The organism is Burkholderia sp. RF2-non_BP3, from assembly GCF_001522185.1.
Lineage (GTDB): Bacteria > Pseudomonadota > Gammaproteobacteria > Burkholderiales > Burkholderiaceae > Burkholderia > Burkholderia diffusa.
In genome coordinates this window covers 90,264-104,073 of sequence record NZ_LOSU01000076.1, presented here as the reverse complement: position 1 = coordinate 104,073, position 13,810 = coordinate 90,264, and the positions used below count along the sequence as shown (strand labels likewise).

The window sequence follows — 13,810 nt, the reverse complement described above, 5'->3', positions numbered from 1 at the left end:
CGACGCGCGCTTACGCGGCGCTGGCGGCCTGCGCGCAGGCCGGGCACGACTGGCCTGCCACGTAGCTCGGCGATTGCTGGGCTTCCGGCGTGACGACCGCGCGGCACGCGAAGCACGTGACGTTTTCGGTCGGCTGCAGTTGCGGATTCAGCGCGGTGCGGTAGTCGAACACGAAGCAGTCGCCGTGATAGTGCGCGCCGCCGACTTCCTCGAAATACTTCAGGATCCCGCCCTCGAGCTGGTACACGTTCTCGATGCCGATTTCCTTCATGTGGATCGCCGCCTTCTCGCAGCGGATGCCGCCCGTGCAGAACGACACGACCGTCTTGCCCTCGAGATCGGCGCGGTTCGCGTCGATCACTTCCGGGAACTCGCTGAACTTGTCGATCCGGTAGTCGAGCGCGTCGTCGAACGTGCCGACGTCCACTTCGAACGCGTTGCGCGTGTCGAGCATCACGACCGGGCGGCCGGCATCGTCGTGGCCGCGGTCGAGCCACGCCTTCAGCGTGCGCGCGTCGACCGACGGCGCGCGGCCGAGCTCCGGCTTGATCGCGGGCTTCTTCATCGTGATGATCTCGCGCTTCAGGCGCACGAGCATCCGGCGGAACGGCTGCGAGTCGGACAGGCTCTCCTTGAACTGCAGCGTCGCGAACTTGCCTTCGAACAGCGGATCGTGGCGGATGTAGTCGATGAACGCGTCGGTCGCTTCGCGCGGGCCGGCGATGAACAGGTTGATGCCTTCCGGCGCGAGCAGGATCGTGCCGCGCAGGCCGAGTTCGTTGCAGCGGGCGGTGACGAGCGGGCGCCATTGCTCGGTCGCGTCGAGCGACACGAAGTGGTAGGCGGCAAGGTTGACGATGGTCATGATGGTCCGACGGGAAAACGGCCGCGGCCGTGCGGCGGGCGCACGGCGGCCCCGCAAAAAAGGGTGCGAAGCCGGGGCGATGATTCGAAAACCCGTATTATCCCGCAAACTGCGCATGCGCCGGCACCTGACCGTTCGGCCAACGTCGCTCGCATCGGCCGAACGGCCGGGCGCGGGGATTTTTTGGGCAGCCTTCGCGACGACGCGGCTACAATATCGCCCATGTCAGATCCCCGCTTCGTCCATCTTCGCGTTCACTCCGAATTCTCGATTGCCGACGGCATCGTGCGTCTCGACGACATCGTCAAGGCGGCGGCCGCGGACGGTCAGGGCGCGCTCGCCCTCACCGATCTCGGCAACGCATTCGGCCTCGTCCGTTTCTACCAGGAAGCCCGCGGCAAGGGCATCAAGCCGATCGCCGGCTGCGACGTCTGGATCACCAATCCGGACGATCGCGACAAACCGTCGCGCCTGCTGCTGCTGGTGAAGGACAAGGTCGGCTACCTGAACCTGTGCGAACTGCTGTCGAAGGCATGGCTCACGAACCAGTATCGCGGCCGCGCGGAACTCGACGCGAGCTGGCTCGACGGCGAGCTCTCGCACGGGCTGCTCGCGCTCTCGGGTGCGCAGCAGGGCGATATCGGGCTCGCGTTCGCGGCCGGTAACGAGGAAGCCGCGCGCCGGCATGCCGAGCGCTGGGCGAAGATCTTCCCGGGCGGTTTCTACATCGAACTGCAGCGTTACGGCCAGCCGGGCGCCGAGGCGTATATCCAGCAGGCCGCGACGCTCGCCGCGTCGCTGAAGCTGCCGGTCGTCGCGACGCATCCGACGCAGTTCATGACCGACGACGACTTCACCGCGCACGAGGCGCGCGTGTGCATCTCGGAAGGCGACATGCTCGCGAATCCGCGACGCCAGAAGCGCTTCACGACCGATCAGTATTTCCGCACGCAGGACGAGATGGCCGCGCTGTTCGCCGACTTGCCGTCGGCGGTCGCGAACACGGTCGAGATCGCGAAGCGCTGCAACCTGAAGCTCGAGCTCGGCAAGCCGAAGCTGCCGCTGTTTCCGACGCCGGACGGCATGTCGCTCGACGACTACCTGGTCCAGCTGTCGAAGGAAGGGCTCGAGAAGCGCCTCGAGCAGCTGTATCCGGATGCGGCGGAGCGCGAAGCGCAGCGCGACACGTACTACAAGCGGCTCGAGTTCGAGTGCGGGACCATCACGAAGATGGGCTTCCCGGGCTACTTCCTGATCGTTGCGGACTTCATCAACTGGGCGAAGAACAACGGCGTGCCGGTCGGTCCGGGCCGCGGCTCGGGCGCCGGTTCGCTGGTCGCGTACGCGCTCGGCATTACCGATCTGGACCCGCTGCGTTACAACCTGCTGTTCGAGCGATTCCTGAATCCGGAACGCGTGTCGATGCCCGACTTCGACATTGACTTCTGCCAGCACGGCCGCGATCGCGTGATTCAGTACGTGAAGGAAAAATACGGCGCGGACGCCGTGTCGCAGATCGCCACCTTCGGCACGATGGCCGCGAAGGCGGCCGTGCGCGACATCGGCCGCGTGCTCGACCTCGGCTACATGTTCACCGACGGCGTCGCGAAGCTGATTCCGTTCAAGCCCGGCAAGCACGTGACCATCGCCGACGCGATGAAGGAAGAGCCGCAACTGCAGGAGCGCTACGACCACGAGGACGAAGTGCACCAGCTGCTCGACCTCGCGCAGCGCGTCGAGGGCCTGACGCGTAACGTCGGGATGCACGCGGGCGGCGTGCTGATCGCGCCCGGCAAGCTGACCGACTTCTGTCCGCTGTACACGCAGGGCGACGACGGCGGTGTCGTCAGCCAGTACGACAAGGACGACGTCGAAGCCGTCGGCCTCGTGAAGTTCGACTTTCTGGGTCTCACGACGCTGACGATCCTCGACTGGGCCGAGCGCTACATCCGCCGTCTCGATGCGTCGAAGGCCGACTGGTCGCTCGCGCAGGTGCCGCTCGACGATCCGGCATCGTTCCAGATCCTGAAGAAGGCCAACACGGTCGCCGTGTTCCAGCTGGAAAGCCGCGGGATGCAGGGCATGCTGAAGGACGCGCAGCCCGACCGCTTCGAGGACATCATCGCGCTCGTGTCGTTGTACCGTCCGGGCCCGATGGACCTGATCCCGAGCTTCTGCGCGCGGAAGCACGGCCGCGAGAAGGTCGACTATCCGGATCCGCGCGTCGAACCCGTCCTGAAAGAGACCTACGGCATCATGGTCTATCAGGAGCAGGTGATGCAGATGGCGCAGATCATCGGCGGCTACTCGCTCGGCGGCGCCGACCTGTTGCGTCGCGCGATGGGCAAGAAGAAGCCCGAGGAGATGGTCAAGCACCGCGAGATCTTCGCGGAGGGTGCGGCGAAGAACGGCCTCACGCGCGAGAAGTCCGACGAGATCTTCGACCTGATGGAGAAGTTCGCGGGCTACGGCTTCAACAAGTCGCACGCGGCGGCCTACGCGCTGCTCGCGTATTACACCGCGTGGCTGAAGGCGCACCATCCGGCCGAATTCATGGCGGCCAACATGACGCTCGCGATGGACGACACCGACAAGGTGAAGATCCTGTTCGACGACTGCGTCGTGAACAACCTCGTCGTGCTGCCGCCGGACATCAACCAGTCGCATTACCGGTTCGAGCCCGTCGCGGAAGCCGACGGCAAGCGCTCGCGCACGATCCGCTACGGTCTCGGCGCGGTGAAGGGCAGCGGCCAGAACGCGATCGAGGAAATCCTGCGCGCGCGCGAGGAAAAGCCGTTCACCGACCTGTTCGATTTCTGCGAGCGGATCGACCGGCGTGTCGTCAACCGCCGCACGGTCGAGGCGCTGATCCGTGCCGGCGCATTCGATTCGCTGAACGCGAATCGCGCGCAGATGCTCGCGTCGGTGCCCCTCGCGATGGAAGCGGCCGAACAGGCCGCGGCGAACGCGATGCAGGCCGGCCTGTTCGACATGGGGGCCGAGTCGCCGCACGCGCATGCGCTCGTCGACGAACCCGCGTGGGACGACAAGCGTCGCCTGCAAGAAGAGAAGGGCGCGCTCGGCTTCTACCTGTCCGGCCATCTGTTCGATGCGTATCGCGACGAAGTGCGCCGGTTCGTGCGGCAGAAGGTCGGCGACCTGAAGGAAGGGCGCGACAAGCTCGTCGCGGGCATCATCGCATCGCTGCGTACGCAGATGACCCAGCGCGGCAAGATGCTGATCGCGTTGCTCGACGACGGTTCGGGCCAGTGCGAGATCACGATCTTCAACGAGCAGTTCGAGGCGAACAAGGCGCTGTTCAAGGAAGATGAACTGCTGATCGTGCAGGGGCAGGCACGCAACGATGCGTTCACCGGGGGCATCCGTTTCACGGCCGACACGGTGATGGATCTCGAGCGTGCGCGCAGCCGCTACGCGCAGGCGGTGCGGCTCACGATGAACGGCAATGCGGATGCGGCTGCGCTGCGCCGCGTGCTCGAGCCGCACGTGTCGAAGGACGATCCGGCGGCCGCGCAGGCGGTCGAGGCGCCGGCGCCGCGCGGCGGCGGGCGCGACGGCGGCCGTCGCCCGCAGGCGCCGCTGCCGAACGGGCTCGCGGTCCAGGTTCACTACAGCAACGCGCGCGCGCAGGGTGAAATGCGTCTCGGCGACGCGTGGCGCGTCAAACCGAGCGACACGCTGCTCGCGGAGTTGCGCGCGACGTTCGACGGCAGCATCGTCGAAATCACGTACTGAGCGGTCGCCGCCCGACGGTCGTCTGCACGGCCCGTCGCATCGCCATCGTGCGGTGCGGCGGGCCGTTTTCATTTCGGCGGGTGCTTGGGGCCGTCATCCGGACGCTATACAATCCGTCGCGCGCGACGCAAATGCGGCGCCGGCCGGGGCATGTCCGCCGGCCGGGGCGATTTCGCGCGGGTGAAAACGGGGGCGGTTCAGCGCGGCACGCGAGGCGGCGCGGTGCCGCGAGCGACCACGCGACGAGGCCGGCACGGAGAAGGGCGCCGTGATGCCGGTCGGTACGCGACGATAAAAAACCGACAGCACGACTACAACAATGGCCAACGGGAAACCGATGAGGCGGATCCTCGTGATCCGGATTGATTTTCTGGGCGACATGCTGTGCACGACCGCTTTCCTCGGCGCGCTGAAACAGCGCTGGCCCGGTGCGGAACTGCACGTCGTCGCGAACCGCTACAACGCGGCCGCGCTGGTCGGCAACCCGGACGTGGACGCGGTCCATACCTACGTGTACAGCCGTCAGTGCGAGCGCAACGACCGCCCGGGACGGATGCGCGCGCTCTTCGACAGGCTGCGGCTCGTGCGCCGGCTGCGCCGCTTGCGGTTCGACCTCGTGGTCGTGCCGAACGGCGGCATGCATCGCAGCAGCATCCAGTTCGCGCGACAGCTCGGCGTGAAGGATTGCCGCTGGCACGATGCCGATTCAGAATTCGACGATCGCAAGCCCGAACACGTCGCGTCGCGGCCGATGTGCCATGAGGCGCTGTCGGGATTCCGGCTCGTGCCCGAGCTCGGCCGCACCGGGCTCGACGGTCTCGAGCTGTCCGTCCACCCGGACCGCGCGCTGCAGGAAACGTGGTATCGGCTGCTCGGGCCACGCATGAAGCCGCGCGTCGGGCTCTTCGTGTCGAACAAGGCGGCGGAGCGGCGCTGGCCGGCCGATCGATGGCGCGACCTCGCCCGGCGGCTCGCACCGCTCGCCGACGTGATCGTGTTCCGCGATCCCGCCGTGTCGGCCGCGGCCGACCACGACACGTGGCGGGACGTGGACGCCCGGCATGTCGCGCCGTCGTCGGTCGCCGAACTGGTGGCCGCCGCGAGCCTGCTCGACGCGATCGTGTCGGCCGACAGCGCGCCCGTGCATCTCGCGTCGGCGCTCGGCGTGCCGGTCACCGCGCTGTTCGAGGACCGTCCCGAGAAATACCGGCGCTGGCATCCGCTCGGCGTGCCGCACATCATCCTGCGGGCCGGCGCGACGGTCGACGCGATCGGCGTCGACGCGCTCGAGCGCGCGGTGCTTCATCTGTTGATGCCGGCCGGACAGCCCGAAGCAGCGATGGACGGCGCGGTGCGGCTTCCGGCTACTGCCTTCGCGGCACCTGCAGTCGACGCAATCGTTTCGTAGCCACCGGGACGCCAGGCGGCACGATGGCCGCAAACCCCGCCGTGCGCGGCGCGTCGTTGTCTGCCGCGATACCGGACGGGTGCCCCCAATTTCCGACCGCGACGCGTTGTCGACGCCTGCGCCCGACGCCACGCCACCGGCCGCAAAATCCTGTACATTGCGAGCCTTGTCCAGCCAGCTAGACGGAACGATCGCCGTGGCCCTGTTTTCTTCCGCCCGCCCGCCCAGAACCATCCTCGTCGCAGCCCCGCGCCGTATCGGCGACGTGCTGCTGACGACGCCGCTCGTGCGTTCGCTGAAGGCGCGCTGGCCCGACGCGCAGATCGACATGCTGGTGTTTCGCGGCACCGAGGGTGTGCTGGAACACAACCCCGACGTGCGGCGCGTGATCGTCGTCGCGCAGCGTGCGGGATTCCGGGAGCGTTTGCGCGACGCGCTGTCGATGTGGCGCCGCTACGATCTCGCGTGCGCGGCGCTGAGCTCCGACCGGCCGCGTTTCTACAGCTGGTTCGCCGGCCGCAAGCGCGTCGGCCTCGTCGATCCGAACCGCGTCACGTGGCTGACTCGAATGATGCTGAACGGCATCGCGATCAATCATCACGAATCCGCGCATACGGTCGTCAGCACGCTCGCGCTCGCACCGGTGATCGGCATCGAGCCGGTATCCGAGGTCGTCGCGCCGGGCATCGGCGACGATCCCGCGCGGCGCGCGCGATTCGACGCGTGGCTGGCCGAATCGCCGGCGATCCGCGACGGCAAGCCGCTCGTCGTGCTGCATCCGTATCCGATGTTCCGCTACAAGCAATGGCGGCTCGAGGGCTGGGTCGAGATGATCGAATGGCTGCGCGCGCAGGGGTTTGCGATCGCGCTGTCGGGCGGCCCGGCCGATCGCGAGCGCGAGTACGCGGAGCAGGTCGCGGCCGAGGCGGGCGGCGACGTGCTGAATCTGGTCGGCCGCCTGACGTTCGGCGAAAGCGCGGAACTGGTGCGGCGTGCGCGGCTCTTCATCGGGCCCGATACGGGCGCGACGCACGTTGCGGCCGCGACGGGCACCGACACGATCGCGCTGTTCGGTCCGTCCGATCCGGTGCGCTGGGGGCCGTGGCCGCAGCACTGGCCGGCGACGGAGAACCCGTGGGCGTTGCGCGGCTCCGCGAGGCACGGCAACGTGTGGCTGCTGCAGGGCGAAGGCGATTGCGTGCCGTGCCGGCACGAAGGCTGTGAGCGCCATGTCGACAGCCATAGCGATTGCCTCGTCAATCTCGGCACGCAGCGTGTGAAGGCGGCGGCCGCCGAGATGCTCGGGCTGAATCCGCCGGGCGCCGCCGACGCGGTCGTCGACACGTCGCGCTTGCATCGCGCGCGTTCCGACTGACCACGCCTGAAGGCCTGACGTTTCCTGATTCGAAAAGCGGGGGAGCGGCGACGCGTCGACGGCGCGCGTCCGCCGCCATTGCAGCCCGAGAGGCTGAAGCTGCGGCGGGCGGCAACGCGGATCGCGTGCCGCCCGTCGCATGATGCGTTACGCGCTGCGCCGGATCGCCGACGTCTCGCGGGGCAGTGCTTCGGTGCGCGCGCCGCAGCCGAGCAGGATGCCGGCGAGCAGCACCAGCAGGTGACCTTCGGCGAAATCGAGCAGCAGCGAATTCGCGAGGCTGCCGATCGCGAAGATCGCGAGCCACGCGAGCAGCAGCTGCCGCGAACGCGGATCGAGCGCGCGGCTGCCGCGCGCGATCTGCACGATCAGGTTCAGGAACAGCAAGACGCCGAGCGTGCCGAGCTGCACGGCCATCAGCAGGTATTCGTTATGCGGATTCGACGTGAGCTGCCCTTCGGCGGCCGTCTTGCCGGCCGTGAGCTTCTCGAACTCGAATTCGAGGCCGCCCGCACCGTAGCCGATCACGGGACGCATGCGATACAGCTCGAGCCCCTTCTTGTACCACTCGAGACGCAGCCCGGTCGACGTGACCGCATCGGTCTGCCGATACTGCTGCACTTCCGACACGACCTTCAGAAGCCGGCCGTTGTGTACCGTGCACGCGGCGACGACGAGCGCGACGCCCGCCAGGACCAGCGCCCCGGCGGCGAGCCCCGCGCGCAGCGCCGACTGGCGGCGCATCAACAGCACGAAACGCACCGCGACGACGAGGATCAGCAGCAGCGCGATGACCTGCCCGGTGCGTCCCTGCAGCATCACGAACACGTTGATCAGCGACCACGCGGCGACGCCGGCATACGCGGCGCGCGACAGCCCGGTGCGGGCCGACAGCGCGAGGTCGGCCGCCTGGTAAAACAGCAACGCGCCGAACATGCCGGCCGCGATGTGGTTCTTGAACACCCAGGCACGCGACAGCGGCAGTTCGGTCGCATGCGCGGGGCCGATCGCGGTCAGCCCGAGATAGTTGGTGGTCGACAGCAGCAGGATCGCGCACAGCGTGCCGAACCACGCGCGTCGCACGATCGGTGCCCAGTTCGAATGGCGGAAGGCGAGCACGGCAAACGGCAACAGCAGCAGCTTGTCGTACTTGGCGACCCAGTTCCACGCCTTCGGGTGCGGCGCGACCGTATAGGTGACGCTCGCGGTCAGCGCCGCGAGGATCAGCAGCGCCGCGAGCGACGCCGGTTCGGTGACGAACGTGCGCAGGTCGCGCCAGAATTCGGGGGAGATGACGAGCGCGGCCGCGAACAGTCCGCAGAACACGTTGGTCAGCGCGGTCGAGACGGGCACCATGCACAGCGCGATGACGGCGAAGGCGCGGGCGGCGGTCAGGCGCCGCGTGGCGGGAGCGGAAAACGAAAGCATCGGAACCTGTCGAATGGACGAATGCGGCATGCGGGCACCGTGCCGCGCGTCCCGGCGGCACCGCGCGGGACGAAGCGCGCAGTATACGCGAAGCGGCGGGCGTTTCTTTACCGTTTCCGGGGTCGGATCAGCTGAATGCGCGCTTGATCCGCGAGCGCAGCAGTGCGCGCTTCAGGCGCCCCTCGACGGCCGGCGTGTCGAGCGCGAGTCGCGAGCCCGCCGGCTCGCCGCGATGCAGGTAATAGCGGTCGAACGTGGCCTGCGTCATGCCCCATTTGTTGAGGAACTGGCGGCGGCCGTCGTTCTTGACGATCTTGCCCGTGCTTTTCTGCTGGAAGTGATAGACGAGGCTGTCGCCGACGCCGAGGAAGATCCGGCAGCCGGCGTCCCAGAATTTCATCGAGAAGTCGTTGTCGCTGCTCATCCCCGGCGACAGCTCGCTGCTGTAGCCGCCGATGCGGTTCCACCAGTCGCGGTGCACGAGCGTCGGCGGCCAGGTCGAGCCGAGCCAGTCCGCGCGCGCGAGCCGCGGCGTGGCCTCGACGAGGCCGGCCGCGTCGAACTGTTCGGCGTCGCGGCCGAAATTGCTGACGACGACGCACGGGTTGCGCGTGTCGACGGGCTCGACCATCGTGCCGGACAGCATGAACAGGTCGGTCGGCATCTGCTCGATGCGCCGCACGAGCGCCGCGTCCCAGCCGGGGCAACAGTACATGTCGTCGTTCATGTAGACGACGTAGTCGCGCGTCGCGCGCGCGGCGGCCAGGTTCACCGCGTGGCAGATGCCGATGTTGGCCGGCGACGCGGTGTGCTCGATGCCTTCGCTGCGCACCCAGTCGAGCGTGCCGTCCGAGCCGTCGTTCACGTGCACGATGATCTGGTGGTCGTACGCCGAATGACGGCGCAGGCTGTCGACGACGAGCTTGAGGTACGGCAGGTTGTTCCAGGTCGGGATGATGATGGAGAACATGGCGGTCGGATTCGGTGGTCGTCGTGTCGGCGGCGCGTGGCGCGGCGCCGCACTCGGGCGCGCATGGCGCGCGGGCAGCCCGGCATTGTAACGCCGGGCCGGCCGCATGCCGGCGGCGTCAGGGGCGGGGCAGGGGGCGCGCGCTCAGCGGGCCGGCTCGTGGCCGAGCTTCAGGAACCGGTAATACACCGTTTCCGCGTTGAACACGGCGATCATGAAACCCGCTCGGCCGTCGAGAAACCCGCGCCGCAGCACATAGGTCCGCACGAACGCCCATGCGCCGCGCGCGAGCGCCTTGCCGAAGCCGCCGCGCTGGCCGGCCGCGCGGCGCTGGCGCGCGCCGGCCGTCGAATACGCATCGAGCTTGCGCACGACGGTTTCGAAATCCTCGTACGAATAGTGCATCAGCTTGCCCGGCAGCCGCTGCGCGGGCGTGTCGAACACGAGCCGTTCGTGCACCAGGTCGTCGGAGAAGCGGGCGGTGCCGCGCCGGAACAGGCGCGGCACCCAGTCGGGATACCAGCCGCTGTGGCGGATCCACTGGCCGCAGAAGCTCGACAGCCGGTCGAGCGCATAGACCTGCGCGGCCGGCGCGCGGATGGCCGCGCGGATCGACTGCGCGAGTTCCGGGCTGACCACCTCGTCGGTGTCGAGCGACAGGATCCAGTCGGTGCCGAGGGCGTCGAGCGCGCGGTTCTTCTGCGGGCCGAAGCCCGGCCAGTCGCGCTCGACGATCACGCGGGCGCCGTGCGCGCGGGCGATCGCGACGGTATCGTCGGTGCTCCCGCCGTCGATCACGACGACGTCGTCGGCGAAGGTCAGCGCGTCGAGGCACTGCGCGAGCCGCGCGGCCGCGTTGAGGGCGATGAGGGCGACGCCGAGGGTGGGTTCTGCCATGAAATCGTCGAAAAGGCGGAGAAAACGGTGAGCGGCAGTATACCCGCGCGCCGGCCGGCGGCCGCTTCGGCGACGGCCATGCCGGCGCAGGCGGTACAGCTATAATGTTGGGCCTTTTTCGGCACCCGCCGGACGGGGTGAATTCCGGGCAGTCACGCCCCGGGCGCCGCGTCGCGGCTCAAGAAGGATTGCCTTGGAAACCCAGAACACTCTTCGCAAACCGATGGACGGCACCGGTACGTCGCCGGTCACGGTCCTCAAGCGCCTGTGGCCGTACATCCGGCCGCTCATCGGCATCGTGCTGCTCGCCGTGATGACGATGGGCGTCGTCGCGGCCACGGAAGCCGGGATCCCGGCGCTGCTCAAGCCGCTGCTCGACCACGGCTTCGGCTCGCACGGCAGCGACCGCGCGAAATGGTACGTGCCGATCGCGGTGATCGGCCTCGCGCTCGTGCGCGGCGTGTCGCAGTACACGTCCAACTACCTGCTCAACTACGTGTCGAACCGCATCCTGCTGCAGCTGCGGCTCGAGATGTTCCAGCGGATGATCCACACGGGCGCGTCGTTCTTCCAGCGCGAGACCGCGAGCACCGTGATCAACGCGATCGTGTTCGAGGTCAACCAGATCCTGTCGGTGCTGACCGGTGTGATGGTCACGCTCGTGCGCGACTCGCTGACCGTGGTGTTCCTGCTCGGCTACCTGTTCTACCTGAACTGGCGGCTCACGCTGATCGTCGCGGTGATCCTGCCGGGCATCGGCTGGCTCGTCAGCAAGATCAACCGTCGCCTGCGCCGCCTGAACCGCGAGCATCAGACGCTGACCAACGAGCTGTCGTACATCGTCGAGGAGACGGTCGGCGGCTACAAGGTCGTGAAGGTGCACAACGGCGAAGCGTACGAGATGGACCGCTTCACGACGATGAGCAAGCGGCTGCGCGGCTACGCGATGCGCATGACGATCTCGGGCGGGCTCGCGCAGCCGCTGACGCAGTTCCTCGCGTCGATCGCGCTCGCAGTCGTGATCACGATCGCGGTCGTGCAGTCGACCAACGACCAGACGACGGTCGGCGGCTTCGTCGCGTTCGTCACGTCGATGCTGCTGGTGATCTCGCCGCTCAAGCACCTGATCGACGTCAACCAGCCGCTGCAACGCGGGATGACGGCCGCCGAACTGATCTTCGGGCTGATCGACGAGCCGGCCGAGCCGCAGGGCGGCGGCCGTGCGCTGCCGCACGCGCGCGGCGAGATCGAATTCCGGGACGTGTCGTTCGACTACGGCGCCTCCGAGCGGCCGACGCTCGACCGCATTTCGTTCAAGGTCGCGCCGGGCGAGATGATCGCGCTCGCGGGGCCGTCGGGCAGCGGCAAGACGACCCTCGTCAACCTTCTGCCACGTTTCTTCGATCCGACGGGCGGCGCGATCCTGGTCGACGGCGTGCCGGTGGCCGACTACGACCTCCACGCGCTGCGCGGCCAGATGGCGATGGTCAGCCAGGACGTCGTGCTGTTCAACGACACGATCGCCGCGAACGTCGCGTACGGGCAGACGCCCGACCGCGCCCGCGTGCAGGCGGCACTCGAGGCCGCGAACCTCGCCGACGCGGTCGCCGCGATGCCCGACGGGCTCGACACGCTGGTCGGCGGCAACGGGATGCGTCTGTCGGGCGGCCAACGGCAGCGGCTCGCGATCGCGCGCGCGATCTACAAGGATGCGCCGATCCTGATCCTCGACGAGGCGACCTCGGCGCTCGATTCGGAATCCGAGCGTCACGTGCAGGCCGCGCTCGAGCGGCTGATGGAAGGGCGCACGACGCTCGTGATCGCGCACCGGCTGTCGACGATCGAGCGTGCGGACCGGATCCTCGTGCTCGAAGCCGGCAAGATCGTCGAAACGGGCAGCCACGACGAACTGCTGCGCCATGGCGGGCTGTACGCGCACCTCCACCGGATCCAGTACCAGCAGCAGGCGGCGTGACGTCGGATCGCACCCGTGTGCTAGTCTTCATCGGGCAGGTCCGGTTTCGTTGTTTCCGGTTCGACGTGACAACACGGAGGGAAGGGCAATGAAGAAGATGCACGGGATGATGCTGGCCGCGCTGGTCGCGGCGGGTTTCGCAGCGCCGGCCGCGATGGCGCAGGATCACGGCAACGACGACAACCATGGAGCCCACGGCGGCCCGGGCATGCGGCACGGCCACGGTCCGAAGCACATGCCGCCGGGTCAGGCGATGCATCGCGAGGACGATGTGCCGCCGCGCTGGGCCGACCAGCCGCGCCGCGACTGGCACAAGGGCGACCGTCTCCCGGACGAATTCCGCGATCGCCAGTACGTGGTCGACGACTGGCGCGGCTATCGCCTGAGCCCGCCGCCGCGTGGCTATCACTGGGTGGGCGTCGGCGGCGACTACCTGCTCGTGCAGATCGGCTCGGGCATCGTGCTGCGGGTCGGTCCGTAACACCCGCCGCCGATCATCGATTCATCCGGCTGCCGGGGCGTGTGTTCCGGCAGCCGCGTCACTTGTCCTTGTCCTTATCTTTGTCCGCCGCGCGGCGGAACCAGCGCCGCTCGACCCGCGACATCGCCCAGCACACGGCCAGCGCGCAGACGGTGCCGAGCGCCACTTCCCCGAGCCGCATCAGCGGAATGTCCCATAGTGGGCCGTTGCCTGGAAACAGCAGCACGATCGTCGCGGTCACGCCGCCGAGCCGCGCCGCGCTGCCGACGTTCAGGCACCAGCAGCTGACGATCGTGACCGCGACCGCGATCGCATAGGCGACGAGGCGGTCGCCGCCGAGCGCGGCGCCCGCGAAGCCGACCAGGCCGCCGATCATCGCGCCGATGAACTGGTCGCGCGACAGCGACATCGTGTCCGAATAGTTGTGCTGCGTGACGGCGATCGCGGTGACCGCCGCCCACACGGCCTGCTCGGTGTGCAGCGCGCGGCCGATCATGTACGCGAGGCACGCGCCGCAGACGGCTTGCAACGCCATCAGCGCGCCTTGCGTGAGCCGCTCGCCGAAAGTCAGTCCCTTGAACAGATCGAAGATCGACTGCTGGATCTGCTGGCGGGCTTCGTTGAGTGTCCTGATCGTATCCATCGTGTCGGGCCG

The 13,810-nt window shown here is 68.2% G+C and carries 10 protein-coding genes; 5 read left to right on the top strand and 5 right to left on the bottom strand.

Annotation, left to right across the window (positions count from 1 at the left end; all coding sequences use genetic code 11):
* Positions 1-10: 10 nt before the first annotated feature.
* A complete protein-coding gene (locus tag WS45_RS32330) occupies positions 11-865 on the bottom strand; it encodes a sulfurtransferase (protein WP_059527299.1) in 855 nt (284 codons plus the stop codon).
* Between the two features lie 222 nt (positions 866-1,087).
* On the opposite strand from WS45_RS32330, the gene dnaE reads away from it, so the two are divergent.
* From dnaE to WS45_RS32315, 3 genes are all read left to right on the top strand, one after another.
* Positions 1,088-4,621 (top strand): DNA polymerase III subunit alpha, encoded by a 3,534-nt coding sequence (gene dnaE, locus WS45_RS32325; protein ID WP_059689413.1) that lies wholly within the window; start codon positions 1,088-1,090, stop codon positions 4,619-4,621.
* Between the two features lie 319 nt (positions 4,622-4,940).
* A complete protein-coding gene (locus WS45_RS32320) occupies positions 4,941-6,029 on the top strand; it encodes a glycosyltransferase family 9 protein (protein ID WP_059689412.1) in 1,089 nt (362 codons plus the stop codon).
* A gap of 196 nt (positions 6,030-6,225) precedes the next feature.
* Positions 6,226-7,404 carry a glycosyltransferase family 9 protein gene (locus tag WS45_RS32315; RefSeq protein WP_059689411.1) on the top strand — a complete coding sequence of 393 codons (1,179 nt, stop codon included), beginning with the start codon at positions 6,226-6,228 and terminating at the stop codon, positions 7,402-7,404.
* A 147-nt stretch (positions 7,405-7,551) separates the two neighbouring features.
* Here WS45_RS32315 and WS45_RS32310 read toward each other — a convergent pair whose 3' ends face one another.
* The 3 genes from WS45_RS32310 to WS45_RS32300 form a co-directional block, all read right to left on the bottom strand.
* Entirely contained in the window at positions 7,552-8,832 is a 1,281-nt protein-coding gene (locus WS45_RS32310) for an O-antigen ligase family protein (protein ID WP_059703432.1), read from the bottom strand.
* A 127-nt stretch (positions 8,833-8,959) separates the two neighbouring features.
* Complete coding sequence (locus tag WS45_RS32305) at positions 8,960-9,802, bottom strand: glycosyltransferase family 2 protein (RefSeq protein ID WP_059689409.1); 843 nt, start codon at positions 9,800-9,802, stop codon at positions 8,960-8,962.
* Between the two features lie 144 nt (positions 9,803-9,946).
* Positions 9,947-10,699, bottom strand: coding sequence for a glycosyltransferase family 2 protein (locus tag WS45_RS32300; protein ID WP_059689408.1), 753 nt, complete (start codon positions 10,697-10,699; stop codon positions 9,947-9,949).
* Between the two features lie 223 nt (positions 10,700-10,922).
* Between WS45_RS32300 and msbA the strand changes: the two genes are divergently transcribed.
* Complete coding sequence (gene msbA / locus WS45_RS32295) at positions 10,923-12,674, top strand: lipid A export permease/ATP-binding protein MsbA (protein ID WP_059689407.1); 1,752 nt, start codon at positions 10,923-10,925, stop codon at positions 12,672-12,674.
* A gap of 88 nt (positions 12,675-12,762) precedes the next feature.
* The gene (locus WS45_RS32290; RefSeq protein WP_059689406.1) at positions 12,763-13,155 is read left to right on the top strand and encodes an RcnB family protein; all 393 of its coding nucleotides are present in this window, start codon (positions 12,763-12,765) and stop codon (positions 13,153-13,155) included.
* Positions 13,156-13,213: 58 nt separating this feature from the next.
* Here WS45_RS32290 and WS45_RS32285 read toward each other — a convergent pair whose 3' ends face one another.
* Complete coding sequence (locus WS45_RS32285) at positions 13,214-13,798, bottom strand: FUSC family protein (RefSeq protein WP_059703431.1); 585 nt, start codon at positions 13,796-13,798, stop codon at positions 13,214-13,216.
* Between the last annotated feature and the right edge of the window lie 12 nt (positions 13,799-13,810).

Coding starts and splice junctions, on each gene's coding strand:
- WS45_RS32300 (WP_059689408.1), bottom strand. CDS start 10,699: ATGGCAGAACCCACCCTCGGCGTCGCCCTCATCGCCCTCAACGCGGCC.
- WS45_RS32285 (WP_059703431.1), bottom strand. CDS start 13,798: ATGGATACGATCAGGACACTCAACGAAGCCCGCCAGCAGATCCAGCAG.
- WS45_RS32290 (WP_059689406.1), top strand. CDS start 12,763: ATGAAGAAGATGCACGGGATGATGCTGGCCGCGCTGGTCGCGGCGGGT.
- WS45_RS32305 (WP_059689409.1), bottom strand. CDS start 9,802: ATGTTCTCCATCATCATCCCGACCTGGAACAACCTGCCGTACCTCAAG.
- dnaE (WP_059689413.1), top strand. CDS start 1,088: ATGTCAGATCCCCGCTTCGTCCATCTTCGCGTTCACTCCGAATTCTCG.
- WS45_RS32330 (WP_059527299.1), bottom strand. CDS start 865: ATGACCATCGTCAACCTTGCCGCCTACCACTTCGTGTCGCTCGACGCG.
- WS45_RS32320 (WP_059689412.1), top strand. CDS start 4,941: ATGGCCAACGGGAAACCGATGAGGCGGATCCTCGTGATCCGGATTGAT.
- msbA (WP_059689407.1), top strand. CDS start 10,923: ATGGACGGCACCGGTACGTCGCCGGTCACGGTCCTCAAGCGCCTGTGG.
- WS45_RS32310 (WP_059703432.1), bottom strand. CDS start 8,832: ATGCTTTCGTTTTCCGCTCCCGCCACGCGGCGCCTGACCGCCGCCCGC.